The organism is Ruegeria jejuensis (genome assembly GCF_041537905.1).
Taxonomy (GTDB): domain Bacteria; phylum Pseudomonadota; class Alphaproteobacteria; order Rhodobacterales; family Rhodobacteraceae; genus Ruegeria_C.
In genome coordinates this window covers 311,048-326,233 of record NZ_JBGRUO010000001.1, presented here as the reverse complement: position 1 = coordinate 326,233, position 15,186 = coordinate 311,048, and the positions used below count along the sequence as shown (strand labels likewise).

Here is a 15,186-nt window from a genome sequence, read left to right as displayed (position 1 = left end):
AAAACGCCAGAGCGAATGCTCAGTCGTAGCTGCGCTGATCCTCAATCACCAGACCGTCGCGGGGCAGGGAACCGGGGGCGACCACCTCGATCGCGCCCTTGAGTTTCAGCACCTCGGCCACCGATCTTGCATAGGCGTCGCCATCCCCGCCCGCGCTTTCGATCTGCACCGTCATCGTGTCCATCTCACCCTGCCGCGCGGCAATGACGCGCGCTTTGACGATCTCGTCATGCTTTTCGACCAGTGCCGCCACCTGTTCGGGCCGTACGAACATTCCCTTGATCTTGGTGGTCTGGTCGGCGCGGCCCATCCAGCCCTTGATGCGTATGTTGGTGCGGCCGCAGGGGCTGATGCCGGGCATCACCGCGCTGAGGTCACCTGTCGCGAAACGGATCAGCGGATAATCCGGGTTCAGCGTGGTCACGACGACCTCGCCCACTTCGCCGGGGGCAACGGGTGTCCCTGTGCCGGGGGTCACGATCTCGACGATCACATGCTCGTCGATGATCATCCCCTCCATTGCGGCGCTTTCATAGGCGATGTTGCCCAGATCGGCGGTTGCGTAGCATTGCAGACAGGTGATGCCACGATCCTTGTACTCCTGCCGCAGGCTCGGGAACAACGCGCCGCCGCCAACAGCCGCTTTGGTGAAATCGAGCGTGACGCCCATCTCATCCGCCTTGTCGAGGATAATTTTCAGATAATCCGGCGTGCCCGCATAAGCGGTACAGCCGATATCGTGCGCGGCTGTCACCTGCAGCTCGGTCTGGCCGGTGCCCGCAGGCAGCACGGCGGCCCCAACCGCGCATGCGCCGCTTTCAAAGATCATGCCTGCAGGCGTGAGGTGATAGCCAAAGCAGTTCTGGATGATATCGCCCTGTCCGATGCCCAGCGCATGCAGGAACCGCCCCATCCGCCACCAGTCATGGTCGGTGCTGCCTGGTTCATAAACCGGGCCCGGTGACTGGAAGATGTGATGAAACCCGCTGGCCGGTTTCACGGTGAACCCGCCAAAGGGGCGCTGCGCCGCCTGCGCCTGTGTCAGATCGGATTTGCGCAAAACCGGCAGGGCTGTCAGTGCCTCCACCGACGTGATGGCCTGTGCGTCCACATCCGCAATCAGCGTCGCATAGCCCGGTGCGCTTTGCGCATGGGCGACCTGCTGTGGCAACACTTGCGCCAGATCGGCGGCGCGTTGATCGGCTGAGCGGGTTTCCAGGTCGTCGAAATGAGTCATGGTCTGATCCCTCATCAGCTCAGCCACCGCTTGCGGCGGCGATAGGAACGCACATCACGAAAGCTCTTGCGCCCTTCCTCGGACATACCGAGGTAGAATTCCTTGACGTCGGGGTTCTCGCGCAGCTCTGCCGCGGGGCCGTCCATCACGACCCGGCCGGATTCCAGAATATAGCCATAATGGGCAAAGCGCAGAGCCACATTGGTGTTCTGTTCTGCCAGCAGGAACGAGACGCCTTCTTTCTCGTTGAGGTCCTTCACGATGCCGAAAATCTCTTCGACAAGCTGTGGTGCAAGCCCCATCGAGGGTTCGTCCAACAGGATGGTTTCCGGCTTGGACATCAGTGCGCGGCCAATGGCGACCATCTGCTGTTCGCCGCCCGAGGTATAGCCCGCCTGGCTTTTGCGGCGCTCTTTGAGGCGCGGGAAATAGGTATAGACCAGCTCAAGGTCCTGCATCATCTGGGCTTTGCCGGCTTTGCGGGTGTAATAGCCGGTCAGCAGGTTCTCCTCGACCGTCAGATGTTCGAAACAGTGGCGGCCTTCCATCACCTGAATGACGCCACGCCGCACCAGATCAGCAGGGTCCGAGCCGTGCACCTCTTTGCCGCGATACTTGACCGAGCCTTTGGTGACCTCACCGCGTTCCGAATGCAGCAGATTGGAAATCGCTTTCAGCGTGGTTGTCTTGCCTGCCCCGTTGCCACCTAGCAACGCGGTGATCCCGCCTTTGGGAACATTCAGGCTGACGCCCTTCAGCACGAGGATCACGTGATTGTAGATCACTTCGATATTGTTGACCTCAAGCAGGGTTTCGGTCTGCACCTCGGTCTGTGTCGCTGTATCCAGCATCAGAGTGTCCTTACGCGGTTTGTCGGGTCTTGCGGTAGGTGGGCAAGGTGCGGCGGCGTACCGCCGCACCCGTTGGCTTAGCAGTTCGGCGAAATGTTGTTTTCGCCTGCATAGGCACTGGAATCTGCGTCGATCAGCGGACCGATCACATCGCCATCTGTCGGTTTGAAGTCAGAAATCATCGACCACGTCTTGTTCGCCGCATCCCACTGGGTCACGCCGACCAGTGCGTCACCGCCATGGTTTTGACAGTTCACCGAGAAGGTTGGGCCGAAATTGGGCAGACCCAGTTCAGCCATCTTGGCCTCGGTGATTTCCAGCGCTTCCATGCCATCACGCATCTGCGCCGAGGTGATCTCAGCCGTGCCATGGATTTCCTGCGCCTTCTTGGCGGCCTCGGCGGCCAGCATCGCGGCATAGAGACCCCGGTTATACAGAACCGTTCCAACCTGATCGCCTGCGCCTGCGGCCTTACCAGCATCGACGACATATTTCTGGATGTCTTCGAAGACCGGGAAATCGGTGCCCACATTGTGGAAGGTCAGCGCCTTGTATCCGTTTGCCGCATCGCCTGCCGGCGTGACGTCATGTTCCGCGCCGGACCACCAGACACCGATGAAATTCTCCATCGGGAAGCGAATATTGGCCGCTTCCTGAACCGCAACCTGGTTCATCACGCCCCAGCCCCACATCAGCACATAGTCCGGCTTATCGCGGCGGATCTGCAGCCATTGCGATTTCTGTTCCTGGCCGGGGTGATCCACCGGCAGCGCCACCAGCTCAAACCCGTGCTTTTCGGATAGCTCTTCCAGTGTTCGGATCGGTTCCTTGCCATAGGCAGAGTTGTGATAGACCAGTGCAATCTTCTTGCCGCTCAGATCGCCGCCGTTTTCATCCAACAGATAGTTCACCGCACCCGAGGCACCATCCCAGTAGTTGGCCGGGTAGTTGAAGACATGGCTGAACACATCGCCATTCTTGGCCGAGGTTCGACCATACCCCATCGAGTGGATCGGAATGTCGTCAGCAGTGGCCTTGGGGATGAGCTGATAGGTGATCCCTGTCGACAGGGGTTGATAGACCAGCGCGCCCTCGCCCTTGGTCGCCTCGTAGCATTCGACGCCTTTCTCGGTATTGTAGCCGGTTTCACATTCCGGCACGCTTGTCATAACGCCGCCAATACCGCCATCGCGCTCATTCAGCAGGGTGAAGTAGTCGGCATAGCCGTCGGCAAAGGGAATGCCACCTGCCGCATAGGGGCCGGTGCGATAGCTGAGCGACGGAAAGACAAGATCCGCCATAACAGGCCCGGCCGCCATCACAGCGCCAAGTGCCAATGTGGTGAGTTTGATCTTCATCGGTTGGTTTCCTCCCTGGTATTGTCCGATGTTTCTGCGCCCCGGTTCCGGTTGGGGCCATCCGTAGGGCGGGGCCGATGCCCCGTCATCGTGTCAGTGCGGGAACGGCCACAGCCGCAGTTTCTCTTTCGCCACGCGCCAGAGTTGGGCCAGCCCGTGCGGTTCAAGGATCAGGAACATGATGATAAGCGCGCCAACGATGACCAATTGCAAATGCGCGACGATATCGGTGGGCCAGCCCAGCATGTCTGCGCCCACAACCTTCAGCACCACCGGCAACAGCACAAGGAAAGCGGCCCCTGCGAAAGAGCCAAAAATAGACCCTAACCCTCCAATAATGACCATGAACAACACCAGGAACGATTTCTGGATGCCAAAGACTTCGCCCACTTCGACCGCGCCCAGATAAATCGCGAAGAACAGCGCGCCCGAGATGCCGACAAAGAAGGAACTGACGGCAAAGGCGGTCAGCTTGGCCTTGAGCGGGTTCACCCCGATGATCTCTGCCGCGATATCCATATCGCGAATTGCCATCCAGGAGCGCCCGATCGTGCCGCGTGTAAGATTGCGGGCGATCAAGGCGCAGATGCTCAGGAAGATCAGGCAGAACAAATAGGTGGCCCAGGCCGGCGCATTGGGGCCGGTGATGATGATGCCAAAGACATCACGCTCCGGAGAGTTGATCTGCCCCGAGGCGGAGTAATTGTAGAACCACGGCACCCGGTTGAAGAGCCAGACCAGAAAGAACTGCGCGGCCAGCGTCGCCACCGCCAGATAAAACCCCTTGATCCTGAGCGATGGCAGGCCAAACAACACGCCCACCAAAGCGGTGATACCGCCCGCCAGGATCACATGGATGAACATGCTGACATCGGGAAAGGCGGTCATCAGTTTGTAACAGGCATAGGCCCCCACCGCCATGAAGCCACCGGTGCCCAGGCTGACCTGCCCGCAATAGCCGGTCAGGATGTTCAGCCCGATGGCGGCAATCGCATAGATCAGGAAGGGCAGCAGGATCGCGTTTGCCCAATAATCGTTGATCAGAAACGGCACCACGCCAAAGGCAACGGCCAGCACCACGTAATACCGATAGCGGTCAAAGCGGATGGGAAAGGTCTGGCTGTCCTGTTGGTAGGAGATTTTGAAATCGCCAGCTTCACGATAGAACATGTCTTACTTTCCCCATTCCTGCTGTGCCAGGTCGCGGGCAACAGCGCCCAGTTGGTTGGATCTTTTTGCGTACCCGTTCGCCTCGGAATCGCGCGCGAGTTTCACGTAGGCGGCGATACCGGTCACGAGACCAGCAAAGGCGAGCAAGGCTGCGATCACCAATTGACCATTTGTCAGATCATCCGAGGTGAGTGCGATATAGCCAAAGGCCCAGAAACCGGCCCATGCGATCACGTTGATGATGGCGATCAGCTTTTTCATGCGCTGTCTCCATTGAAGGAGCGGGCTTCTCCGGGCCAGTCCGCGCCTTGTGGGTTCACCAGACAGAATCTGTGTCCGGTGGGCGCTTGCATCACGATCCATGTGCGCACCCGTGCAACCTCGGTAGCGCCCAGCCCCTTGAGCCGCTCGCACTCGGACTCCAGATCATCGGTTTCGATGTCCAGATGCACACGCGGTTCATGATCCACGGCCTGGAGCAGCACCTTCGGATAGCCCTGATGTCCCTCGAAAGAAGCGTATTTGCCCCGCTCATCCAGCTTGGCTTCTTTGCCAAGCATGGCAGACCAGAAACCGGTGGCGTCAGACAGGTCATCGGTCTTGCAGTCGATACAGATCACGCCGATACGGGATTTGTGCGCCATGCTCACACCCTCTCGATGATCTTTTCGCCAAACAGACCCTGGGGTCGGAAGACGAGGAAGACCAGCGCCAGCACATAAGCGAACCAGTTCTCGGTGGCGCCGCCAACCAGCGGCCCGATGGCAAATTCGAACAGTTTCTCGCCCACACCGATGATCAGCCCGCCGACGATGGCTCCGGGGATAGAGGTGAAGCCGCCCAGCATGAGTACCGGAAGCGCTTTCAATGCGATCAGCGACAGCGAGAACTGCACGCCCGATTTGGTGCCCCACATGATGCCCGCCACCAGCGCGACAAAGCCTGCGACCGACCATACCATCACCCAGATGAAGTTCAGCGAGATACCCACCGACAGGGCCGCCTGATGGTCATCGGCCACCGCGCGCATGGCGCGGCCTTCCTTGGTGTATTGGCTGAAAGCGACCAAAGCGACCACCAGCAGAGCAGCCACAACTGTCGCGACGATGTCGAGATTGTCGATGAAGAAACCATAACCAAAGATGTTGAACGTGGTCTCGTCGATCCACAGGTTGATGCCCTGCGGCAGGCCAACATCCAGCGATTTGATCTCGGACCCCCACATCAGGTCGGCGAAACCTTCAAGGAAATATGCCAGTCCGATTGTCGCCATGAACAGGATGATCGGCTCCTGATTGACCAGATGGCGCATCACGAATTGCTGGACGCACCAGGCCAGCAGCACCATCACCGCCATGGTCAGCAGTATTGCGATGATCGCAGGCACCTGCCAGCCGAAATGGGTGATATGAGCGCCGAAAATCGCATTGATCAAATGGCTGAACGGCACCTGGCCATTCATGATCCCCACCAGTGTCATCGCCGCAAAAAGCGCCATGACACCTTGGGCATAGTTGAAAATACCCGAGGCCTTGAAGATCAACACAAAGCCGAGTGCAACCAGCGCATAAAGCACACCGGCCATCAACCCGTTCAGGATGACCTCCATCGCAAAGACAAGTTGTTCAGGCATTGGTGGTCCTCCCCGCAAATTTCTTGGAAGAAATTTGCCAAGAATTTTCGAAAATTATTGGTTCTCTTGATTGGTCAGTCATGCGACACTCCCAGATAGGCGTCGATAACCTCCTGATTGCTGCGCACCTCGTCGGGCGTGCCATCGCCGATCTTCTTGCCATAATCCATCACCACCACCCGGTCGCTCAGATCCATGACAACGCCCATATCGTGTTCGATCAGCGCGATAGTGGTGCCGAATTCGTCATTCACATCCAGAATGAACCGGGACATGTCCTCTTTTTCTTCGACATTCATCCCGGCCATCGGCTCATCCAGAAGCAAGAGCTTCGGCTCAGCCGCCAGCGCGCGCGCCAGTTCGACCCGCTTTTTCAACCCGTAGGGCAACCGTGCGACCGGCGTCTTGCGGATATGCTGGATCTCCAGAAAGTCGATGATCCGCTCGACCGCGGCCCGGTTCTCGGTTTCTTCCGCCTCTGCGCGCCCCTTCCAGAGAGCCTGCTGGAAGATATTGGTCTTCATGAAGTTGAGCCGCCCGGTCATCACATTGTCCAGCACGCTCATGCCTTCGAACAGCGCGATGTTCTGAAAGGTGCGTGCAATACCCTGACGGGCAACCTCATAAGGTTTCATCGGCGGGCGCTTCGCTCCCCGGAACCAGACCTCGCCCTCCTGCGGCACATAAAACCCCGAGATCACGTTCAGCATCGAGGATTTGCCAGCCCCGTTGGGGCCAATAATGGCGCGAATCTCACCCTCGCGAATGTCAAACGAGATATCCTTGATCGCAACCACACCGCCAAAGCGCAGCGTGATATTCTTCATCTCCATCACCACGCCACCGATCTTGCGGCCATCTTCGGTGATGTATCCGTCCGAGGCATCAAGCATGAGCCGATCCTTCGCTGTTCAAATCAATACGGGATGGCGGGCGGGGCGATGGCCGAAGGCCGAGCGGCGAACGACATCCCATCATTCAGCGGCCATCTGCTGTGCAATTGGCACCACCGCCGCGTCGCGGATGTTCAGCGTTGCACTGATCGATCCCTTGCGGCCATCTTCATAGGTCACTTCCGTCACCGTTGAGACATTGTTGGACCCGTCATAAAGCGCGGCGATGATATCGGCGAATTTCTCCTCCACGATCCGGCGGCGGACCTTGCGTGTGCGGGTCATTTCGCCGTCATCGGCATCGAGTTCCTTATGCAGCACCACAAAGCGATGCACCTGGCAGCCCGACAGCATCGGATCTTCGGCAACCGAGCGGTTCACAGTCTCTACATGCTCCTGAATCGTCTCTAACACGCGGGGATGGCCCGCAAGTTCCTGATAGGAGGCATAGGCGATGTTGTTGCGTTCGGCCCAATTCCCGACCGCGGTCAGATCGATGTTGATAAAAGCGACACAACGGTCACGGCCATTGCCGAACAGCACCGCCTCTAGAATGTCGGGATAGAACTTGAGCTTGTTCTCAACATATTTTGGCGCGAACATCGCGCCATCGGCCATTTTGCCCACATCCTTGGCGCGGTCGATGATCCGCAGATGGCCGGAATCCTCTTCGATGAACCCCGCGTCTCCGGTGGCCACCCAGCCCTCGGCATCCTTGGTCGAGGCGGTGGAGTCGGGGTTGTTGTAATACTCAACAAAAACACCGGGCGAGCGATAGAAGATTTCGCCGCTGTCATCGATGCGAATCTCCACATCCGGTGCAGGCACGCCCACAGTATCGGCCCGGACCTCGCCATCAGGCTGTACGGTGATGAACACGGTGGCCTCGGTCTGGCCATAGAGCTGTTTCAGATTGATGCCCAGCGAGCGGTAGAACTCGAAAATTTCGGGCCCGATCGCCTCGCCCGCCGTATAGCCCACGCGCACCCGTCCCAGCCCAAGCGTGTCCTTTAGCGGACCATAGACCAATGCGTTGCCGATGGCATATTTCAGGCGATCCGCCAGCCCGACCGGCTTGCCGTCCAGAATCAGCCCACCAACCTTTTTGGCGTGGGACATGAAGTGGTGGAACATGCGCTTTTTAAGGGTGCCCGCATCCTCCATCCGGATCATCACGCTGGTCAGCTGTGTCTCGAACACGCGGGGTGGGGCGAAGAAATAGGTCGGGCCGATTTCGCGCAGATCGGTGATCATCGTATCGGCGCTTTCAGGGCAGTTTACGCAGAAACCGCACCAATAAGCCTGCCCGATGGAGAAGATGAAATCGCCGACCCAGGCCATCGGCAGGTATGACAGGATGTCCTCTTTGCTGGTCAGCCCATCGAATTCCGAGACGTTCTTGGCGCTTTCGATCACGTTGCGGTTCGACAGCACCACGCCCTTGGGCTTGCCGGTGGTCCCCGACGTATAGAGCATCACGCAGGTGCTGTCATAGGTCAGCTTGCCCCGACGTTCGTTCAGGTCGGTGATCCATTCGTCATAGGCAGCACGTCCCTGATCCTGCACATGGCTGAACTGGTGCAATTGGTGGTGGTCATACTTCCGCATCCCTCGCGCGTCGAGATAGATCAGATGTTCGAACTGATGCAGCTGATCCTGGATCTCGATGACCTTGTCGGCCTGCTCCTGATCGCTGGCGATCACAAAACGTGCGCCGCAATGGCTCAGCACGTAGGCCATCTCTTCAGCCACCGCGTCCTGATAGAGCGGCACCGGAACCGCGCCAACAGATTGCGCAGCCACCATCGACCAGTACAGGTAAGGACGGTTGCGCCCGATAATGGCGATGAAGTCGCCCTCTCGCACGCCCAGATTGATCAGGCCCAGCGCCAGAGCCTCGATTTCTTTTTGGGTTTCGGCCCAGCTCCAGCATTGCCAGATGCCGAGTTCCTTTTCGCGATAGGCCGGCGCATCCGCGAAAGCCGTTGCATTGCGTTCAAGCAGCGCCGGAAGGGATTGCAACCCTTCGGCACCCGACTGCGTGGTAGCCAAAATTCTTCTCCTCCCAATCCGGTCATTTGCATCGACCGGAAAGATCGCTTGGTGCGATTCTGCCCCTATTAGGAACGTCGCAAAATCTTGCGGTCAACTTTTTCCTGATGTTTTCCCAAATCTTACGAATTGTAACAGCGCATCTCAGCGTCCAAATGCCCCTGTGCCGCGGGGCGATCCGGTGCTAGGTCTTTGGCCGGGAGGTGGCCCTTGGACCAGAGCGACCAGCGCGCGAAACGCATGACAACAGCCGGCTTGAACCTGATCGCACAGGCGCTGTCGATCTATGACAGCGAGTTGCGATTGGTGCTGTCGAACCGGCGCTTTCAGGAAATGTTCGACCTGCCTGATGATCTGGTTACGTCGGGTGCGAGCTTTGCCGACACGATCCGGTTCATTGCCGCGAAGGGCGAATATGGCACAACCCATGACATTGAAGATCTGGTCAAGGATCGCGTCGATCAGGCGCTTGCCTTCGAGCCGCATTATCTGGAACGCGAGCGGCCAAACGGGCAGGTGATCTCGATCGAGGGATCGCCGCTGCCGCAGGGCGGCTGGGTGGCGGTCTATACTGACATCACCCGAACCAAGCGGGTGGAGGAACTGCTGCAATCGCGGTCCGAGGAACTCTCGGATCAATTGATAGCTCATGCCGAAGAGCTGTCCGCGACCAACAGGCAATTGGCCGCCAGTAACAAGGCGCTGGAAGAAACCAAGCGGCAATTGACCGAGATCGAGGCGCGCACCCGCCTGACGACCGAGATGATGCCCGCACATATCGCTCATGTGGATGCAGACGGCCACTACACCTATTCGAACCGGCGACTGAGCGCGGTGATGCCGGGGCGTCCGTCGGACATCCTCGGTCTGCATATCTCTGACGCTCTTGGCCGCACCGCCTACGCGCGGATCGAGCCCTATCTGACCGCCGCCTATGGTGGTGAGAATACAGTGTTCGAGTTTACCGAAGACCACGATTCCCGCCGCATTAGGGTCGCTTTTACCTCTGATCAGAGCGGTGGCGTCTTTATTCTGTCGATGGATATCACCGAAGAAACCCAGGCCCGCGTCGCGCTGCAGCAGTCACGGCGGCGCGCGCTGGCCGCGCAGATGACCAGCGGGTTGGCGCATGATTTCTCGAACCTGCTCACCATCATCCTCGGGATGCAGGGCAAGCTGGAAAAGATGAGCCTGCCGCCTGAGGCCGCCGAGCTTGTGGCGGCCACCCAGACCGCCGCTCGCCGGGGTGGGCGGCTGCTGAACAGGCTTGCCGACATGACCGGAACCCGCACGTTACGGCCCGAGGCGGTGGATATGGGAGGCATCCTGCAGGACCTCAAATTGCTGGCAACGCCGTCGCTGCCGCGCGGCGTGGGGCTGTCGGTGCTGGATCACACCAGAGGCCTACACCTGATGCTCGATCCCGGCATGGTGCAGGATGCGCTGCTCAACCTCGTTCTGAACGCCCGCGATGCCTGCGGGGCCACGGGCCAGATCACTGTCAGTGCCCATTGCATCGGGCAAACCTGGCTGGAACTGGCGGTCACGGATACCGGGCCCGGCTTCTCTGAAAAGGCTCTAAATAGGGCATTGAACCCGTTTTTTACCACCAAGGGCGGCGAGGGGTCCGGACTTGGCCTGCCGATGGTTTATGACACAGTCAAACTTGCAGGTGGCGATCTGCAACTGTCGAACACGCCGGCGGGCGCCAGCGTTGTGGTACGCCTGCCTTATCGCCTTGCCCCCGATAAGAAAGGCGGATTGGCCCTGCTGGTCGAGGATAACGAAGACCTGCGCGCAGGGTTCCGTGACATGCTGGTCGAACTGGGCCATTCGGTGATTGAGGCGACCTCGGCGGATGAGGCCTGCGCGCTGGCGGCTGATATCGGCGACATTTCGGTGGTTCTGTCCGATATCCGGCTTGAAGGTGATGCGACGGGGTTGGATCTGATGACGCGGCTACCCACCGATCTGCCCTGCATTCTGATGACCTCGCTGCCTGCCTCCGACCCGCTTTACCGCGACGCGATCGCGCGCGCGCCGGTCTTGCGCAAACCGTTCGGAACCGATCAATTGTCGGCACTGATCCACAAAGAGGCCCGGACGTGACCGACGCATTGGTGACCATCCTCGATGATGAACCCGCGATCCGCCAGATCCTGACTGAGGCGCTGGAAGAGGCGGGGTTTCGCACCCAGTGCTTTGCCCGCGCCCGCGAATTCGAAGCCTCGCTGAAACGGGTGACGCCGGATCTGTGCTTGGTCGATCTGTCGCTGCCCGACACTGATGGATTGGCATTGGTCCATCGGCTGGCACTGGAACAGGGTGCGGCGGTCATCATCATCTCGGGCCGGGCACAGGTGCAGGACCGGGTTACCGGGTTGGAACTGGGCGCGGATGACTACATCACCAAACCCTTCGATCCGGCCGAGGTTGTGGCACGGGTGCGCGCGCGTCTGCGTGGCCCGAAGACGCCCGCGCCCGCAGGCGAGACGGCGCATTTCAACGGCTGGACCGCGCATTTTGACCGTTATCTGCTGGAGGACAGCGATGGCTGCGAAACGCCGTTTTCCCATGCCGAGGGCGAGGTGTTGCGGCTGTTTCTGGAAAGCCCCAAACGGCTGATCAGCCGCGCTCAGATGCAGGAGACGTTGGGCGGTGCGGCGGGTGAGAGCTTTGACCGCGCTATGGATGTGCGCATATCCCGGCTGCGCACCAAGCTGTGTGAAGACCCAAAGAATCCCCGGCTGATCAAGACGATCTATGGCGCGGGATATATCTTTTTAGGCGATGTCGAGTGGCTCTAATAGGGTCAAATCGGGCAACAAAGTCGTTATTGAGGGCTGCGTTCGTGCCGACGCAAAGGTTCGGCTTAAAATGTCGCGCGCGGCTATGGCCGCATGAAGCTTGTGTGGCTGCGAGAGTCGCTTGACAGACTCAGGTAGCAAGGGCTAGCGGTTGTGTGATGGTTCTCACACCACATCTGTGGTTGGGATGAAAAGGGAACGCGGTGCGGCCTCGCATGGGCCAAATCCGCGACTGCCCCCGCAACTGTAAGCGGAGAGCGATGCCGAAAGACCACTGGCCAAACGGCCGGGAAGGACGGCAAAGCGATGACCCGCAAGTCAGGAGACCTGCCATCGGAACTGAAACTCGAACGCGGGCGGGGTGTCCGGTGCGGGTCTGATGACTGCACAAGGTCACGGACGTCCACCTCCCCTTTCCGCTAGCGCGGAGGGCGCGATGTGATCTGGACGAAGAACAACCAAACTTTTGCGGCGACGCAGTGTCTAAGAACGGGAAAGCCCTGTCCGGCACTGGCGCGCATGGTCGACAGGCTGGCCACCGCCATGTCATCGACCCGTTCTGTGACGGCGGCGGATTTCGAGATCGAGGGCAACGCGCAGCTTGTCCATTGCGGGCACGATTGCAGCGCTGTCTACCGGGCCAATCATGCGCGCATTCGGATGTATGCGGGCGTTGCGGAAACCACCGATCTGGACGTCATGGCCCTCTATGCGGATGCGATGATGGACCCGGAGGGGCAAGGTTTTCCCGCTCCGGGCATCACGCCGCCCTGCGCCATGGTCGAAGTACGCCTGCCCCAGATTGAGCAGGCGCACCCGGCGCATGCCGCCGCGTGAACCGCTATGGCACTGTGACTGTGACCTGATCGGGATGTAACGCGGCCCAGTCTTCCATGATCTGAGTCAGTGCGGGATCGCTGCTGGCTTCGATCTGGTTGCGTCCCAGTGGCGCGCCCGCTTCCAGCGCTGCCGTCACGCAGGCGGCGTGGTCCCGGTGCTTGCGCTCCGGGTTATTTTCAGCCCCGTGCAGGATGGTCGAGATTAGCCCGCCGCCATAACCGTTCACATGGGTCAGATCAGGGGACAGCGTCAAAAGATAGTGCATCATCTCCGGTAACCCTTCCCATCCGGCGACCTGCAAGGCGGTGAGCCCTTCACGATCCGGTGCCTCAGGGTTCAGCCCAAGCGCAACAAGGCGTTTCACATGCTCCAGCTTACCGGGCAGATGCAGAATGGTGCGGATCAGGGTGCGGTATTCTTCAGGCAGCTTCGTCGGGTCCAGATGCGCGCCGGGCTGCAACCGCCCCTCTGCCGCCTGCGCGAGCAATTCTTCTTCTGGGGTGAGGCGCTGAACGTTGCCCGCAGCCTCAATCGCACGGGCGAGCGGTACATTCCCATAAACTCGCGCGAACCCATAAGCAGAATAGCCTTTATAGAGCCTATTTGGATCGGCACCACCGGCCATCAGCAGTTCTATCATCGGGCCGTCACACATCCGTCGCGCGGCCTGATGCAGGGCAGGCATGACCCAGGGTTCCTCTCCGCCAACCGGCGCGTCGTTGAACTCTTCGACCTGCCCGCCATGGTCCAGCAGCAGGCGCACCGCCTCATGGTCGTTGAAGTCCAGCGCGCGCAGCAACGCGTTGGTTCCGCGTGGGTCGGCACCGGCGGCCAGCAGTATTTGCAGGCCTTTGTGGTGACCCAGTTCGGTGGCGTGATAGAGCGATTCCCCGTCATTTGGATTGGCCCCGTGATCCAGCAACCACTGGGCAAGGACCATGTTATCGGCATGGCCAATCGCCCCGTATAGAGCCGAAAGCAGATGTGGACTGCCTGGTTCCGAGGGGTAGCCGTCATTCACGTCCGCGCCCGCCGCAAGCAGCGCGTTTGCCACGGCGATCATGTCGCGTTCCAACTCAGGGTGGGATTGGATGTGTCTGGAAAAGGCCAGATGCAGGATCGGTCTGCGGGGGCCTTGCACGGTTTGGTGGACGATGCTCGAATCTCGGTTCAACCAGTCTCTGACCGCATCAATCCGATAGAGCGCGCAAAGCAGGCCGAAGGCGTCATCCGCCAGATCAGGCGTTTGCGTCAGCAATTGCGCCACACGCCAGTCGGCCCCCTGAAACAGCGCCAGTTTGAGCTGTTCAGCACGCGCCTCTCGCTGCATGTCTGCGGTCTCGATGCTGAACTTCATCTTGGGCCAGCTTTCATACCCTGCCTCGCGGGCGATCACGTGCAAGGCCACGCTATGGGGGAGTGTTGGCGTCTGTCCCAGAACAGCATTAGCGCGCTCTATTGCGCGCGCATCCCCTGCTGCAAAGGCTTTTCTGAGCGTCTTTGCCTGACGGCGGCGGTGGTCAAGAGAATGGGTCATGGGTTTTCCTCAAACAGCCCCGGTGGTCCGCTGATCGGGGAGAGAAAAAACCGCATATCGCGTTGGTCGGTGAAGGGGGCTGATACAGCTTTCCGCGGACCCGGTTGCCGCCCAGTCGGCACCGGTATCATATGGCGCGACGCGGAGCAGGACAAGTTCGGGGACGTGCGGCCATAGCCCATTGCATCTGTTCGTCGGTTTCCACGGCACAGGGACGCAGGGCGCGCAGACGGGTCAGAGCGGCCTCGGGCGCCTCGCCGCATTCGATCATCAGTCGCAAGGCCACCATGCCGGACCGACCGCAGCCGCCTCGGCAATGCACCAGAACCCGTCCGCCGCCGCTCAGCGCGTGGCGGGCATCGGCGCTTACATCGGGCCATGCCTGTTGAATGGCAAAGGGCGGCGCGGTGAAATCCCTCACCGGCAGATGCGCCCACCGGCTGGCGCGGCTTTGAATATCGGCACCAAATTGCAATGCGCCGGTCTCGAACATCTCCAATTCGGTGGTCATCGAGATCACGAGGCCCGGTTTCCACTCTGCAATCTGTGCCAGATCGCTTTCATAATCCCCCGACCGACCGGGCAAAGGCGACAACGCCAGCGTCCCACCGCCAACCTGCAGCGCGTGAATAATCATATGCGACATAAGGCGGTCCCCCTCCCGGCCGCGTTTCAAAACCACTATTCCAATGTGCCCTTTGTAAAGGCGGCCCCCAACTTTCCCAAGGGTTTTAAAACCACGCGCGAGGTGGACGCGGGGGGGGCGGCACACTAGGCTCCGGCGTCAGGAACGAATCCGCCAGAGCAG

Annotated in this window: 14 protein-coding genes and 1 riboswitch; of the genes, 3 read left to right on the top strand and 11 right to left on the bottom strand. The window is 59.8% G+C overall.

What is annotated here, in order from left to right:
* Positions 1–19 precede the first annotated feature (19 nt).
* The 9 genes from AB1E34_RS01905 to AB1E34_RS01865 all read right to left on the bottom strand — a co-directional run bounded on the left by AB1E34_RS01905 (position 20) and on the right by AB1E34_RS01865 (position 9,194).
* Positions 20–1,237, bottom strand: a complete 1,218-nt coding sequence (locus AB1E34_RS01905; RefSeq protein WP_372570642.1) for a phenylacetate--CoA ligase family protein — start codon at positions 1,235–1,237, stop codon at positions 20–22.
* A 14-nt stretch (positions 1,238–1,251) separates the two neighbouring features.
* Positions 1,252–2,088 carry an ABC transporter ATP-binding protein gene (locus AB1E34_RS01900; RefSeq protein WP_372570641.1) on the bottom strand — a complete coding sequence of 279 codons (837 nt, stop codon included), beginning with the start codon at positions 2,086–2,088 and terminating at the stop codon, positions 1,252–1,254.
* Between the two features lie 77 nt (positions 2,089–2,165).
* Positions 2,166–3,446 (bottom strand): ABC transporter substrate-binding protein, encoded by a 1,281-nt coding sequence (locus tag AB1E34_RS01895; protein ID WP_372570640.1) that lies wholly within the window; start codon positions 3,444–3,446, stop codon positions 2,166–2,168.
* Between the two features lie 93 nt (positions 3,447–3,539).
* Complete coding sequence (locus tag AB1E34_RS01890) at positions 3,540–4,616, bottom strand: branched-chain amino acid ABC transporter permease (protein ID WP_372570639.1); 1,077 nt, start codon at positions 4,614–4,616, stop codon at positions 3,540–3,542.
* A 3-nt stretch (positions 4,617–4,619) separates the two neighbouring features.
* Positions 4,620–4,877 carry a hypothetical protein gene (locus AB1E34_RS01885; protein WP_372570638.1) on the bottom strand — a complete coding sequence of 86 codons (258 nt, stop codon included), beginning with the start codon at positions 4,875–4,877 and terminating at the stop codon, positions 4,620–4,622.
* Positions 4,874–5,260 (bottom strand): VOC family protein, encoded by a 387-nt coding sequence (locus tag AB1E34_RS01880; RefSeq protein WP_372570637.1) that lies wholly within the window; start codon positions 5,258–5,260, stop codon positions 4,874–4,876. The genes AB1E34_RS01885 and AB1E34_RS01880 overlap by 4 nt, the downstream gene beginning before the upstream one ends.
* A gap of 2 nt (positions 5,261–5,262) precedes the next feature.
* Positions 5,263–6,249: a branched-chain amino acid ABC transporter permease gene (locus AB1E34_RS01875; RefSeq protein WP_372570636.1), complete on the bottom strand. Its 987-nt coding sequence runs from the start codon at positions 6,247–6,249 to the stop codon at positions 5,263–5,265.
* A 74-nt stretch (positions 6,250–6,323) separates the two neighbouring features.
* Positions 6,324–7,142 (bottom strand): ABC transporter ATP-binding protein, encoded by an 819-nt coding sequence (locus tag AB1E34_RS01870; protein WP_372570635.1) that lies wholly within the window; start codon positions 7,140–7,142, stop codon positions 6,324–6,326.
* A gap of 81 nt (positions 7,143–7,223) precedes the next feature.
* Positions 7,224–9,194: an AMP-binding protein gene (locus AB1E34_RS01865; protein WP_372570634.1), complete on the bottom strand. Its 1,971-nt coding sequence runs from the start codon at positions 9,192–9,194 to the stop codon at positions 7,224–7,226.
* A gap of 240 nt (positions 9,195–9,434) precedes the next feature.
* Between AB1E34_RS01865 and AB1E34_RS01860 the strand changes: the two genes are divergently transcribed.
* The 3 genes from AB1E34_RS01860 to AB1E34_RS01850 all read left to right on the top strand — a co-directional run bounded on the left by AB1E34_RS01860 (position 9,435) and on the right by AB1E34_RS01850 (position 12,838).
* Positions 9,435–11,303, top strand: coding sequence for a PAS-domain containing protein (locus AB1E34_RS01860; RefSeq protein ID WP_372570633.1), 1,869 nt, complete (start codon positions 9,435–9,437; stop codon positions 11,301–11,303).
* Positions 11,300–12,001 carry a response regulator transcription factor gene (locus AB1E34_RS01855; protein WP_372570632.1) on the top strand — a complete coding sequence of 234 codons (702 nt, stop codon included), beginning with the start codon at positions 11,300–11,302 and terminating at the stop codon, positions 11,999–12,001. Before AB1E34_RS01860 ends, AB1E34_RS01855 begins: the two co-directional genes overlap by 4 nt.
* A 143-nt stretch (positions 12,002–12,144) precedes the next feature.
* A riboswitch (cobalamin riboswitch) is annotated at positions 12,145–12,350 on the top strand.
* 170 nt (positions 12,351–12,520) lie between these two features.
* Entirely contained in the window at positions 12,521–12,838 is a 318-nt protein-coding gene (locus AB1E34_RS01850) for a hypothetical protein (RefSeq protein WP_372570631.1), read from the top strand.
* A gap of 4 nt (positions 12,839–12,842) precedes the next feature.
* Here the strand turns inward: AB1E34_RS01850 and AB1E34_RS01845 are convergent, their stop codons facing one another.
* Both AB1E34_RS01845 and AB1E34_RS01840 read right to left on the bottom strand, forming a co-directional pair.
* Positions 12,843–14,378 (bottom strand): ankyrin repeat domain-containing protein, encoded by a 1,536-nt coding sequence (locus tag AB1E34_RS01845; protein ID WP_372570630.1) that lies wholly within the window; start codon positions 14,376–14,378, stop codon positions 12,843–12,845.
* A 127-nt stretch (positions 14,379–14,505) separates the two neighbouring features.
* Positions 14,506–15,024, bottom strand: a complete 519-nt coding sequence (locus AB1E34_RS01840; protein WP_372570629.1) for a protein-tyrosine phosphatase family protein — start codon at positions 15,022–15,024, stop codon at positions 14,506–14,508.
* Positions 15,025–15,186: the final 162 nt, after the last annotated feature.

What these genes read in the sequence shown, in the direction of transcription:
- AB1E34_RS01905 (WP_372570642.1), bottom strand. Translation starts at nt 1,237, where the DNA reads ATGACTCATTTCGACGACCTGGAAACCCGCTCAGCCGATCAACGCGCC.
- AB1E34_RS01900 (WP_372570641.1), bottom strand. Translation starts at nt 2,088, where the DNA reads ATGCTGGATACAGCGACACAGACCGAGGTGCAGACCGAAACCCTGCTT.
- AB1E34_RS01895 (WP_372570640.1), bottom strand. Translation starts at nt 3,446, where the DNA reads ATGAAGATCAAACTCACCACATTGGCACTTGGCGCTGTGATGGCGGCC.
- AB1E34_RS01890 (WP_372570639.1), bottom strand. Translation starts at nt 4,616, where the DNA reads ATGTTCTATCGTGAAGCTGGCGATTTCAAAATCTCCTACCAACAGGAC.
- AB1E34_RS01885 (WP_372570638.1), bottom strand. Translation starts at nt 4,877, where the DNA reads ATGAAAAAGCTGATCGCCATCATCAACGTGATCGCATGGGCCGGTTTC.
- AB1E34_RS01880 (WP_372570637.1), bottom strand. Translation starts at nt 5,260, where the DNA reads ATGGCGCACAAATCCCGTATCGGCGTGATCTGTATCGACTGCAAGACC.
- AB1E34_RS01875 (WP_372570636.1), bottom strand. Translation starts at nt 6,249, where the DNA reads ATGCCTGAACAACTTGTCTTTGCGATGGAGGTCATCCTGAACGGGTTG.
- AB1E34_RS01870 (WP_372570635.1), bottom strand. Translation starts at nt 7,142, where the DNA reads ATGCTTGATGCCTCGGACGGATACATCACCGAAGATGGCCGCAAGATC.
- AB1E34_RS01860 (WP_372570633.1), top strand. Translation starts at nt 9,435, where the DNA reads ATGACAACAGCCGGCTTGAACCTGATCGCACAGGCGCTGTCGATCTAT.
- AB1E34_RS01850 (WP_372570631.1), top strand. Translation starts at nt 12,521, where the DNA reads ATGGTCGACAGGCTGGCCACCGCCATGTCATCGACCCGTTCTGTGACG.
- AB1E34_RS01845 (WP_372570630.1), bottom strand. Translation starts at nt 14,378, where the DNA reads ATGACCCATTCTCTTGACCACCGCCGCCGTCAGGCAAAGACGCTCAGA.
- AB1E34_RS01840 (WP_372570629.1), bottom strand. Translation starts at nt 15,024, where the DNA reads ATGTCGCATATGATTATTCACGCGCTGCAGGTTGGCGGTGGGACGCTG.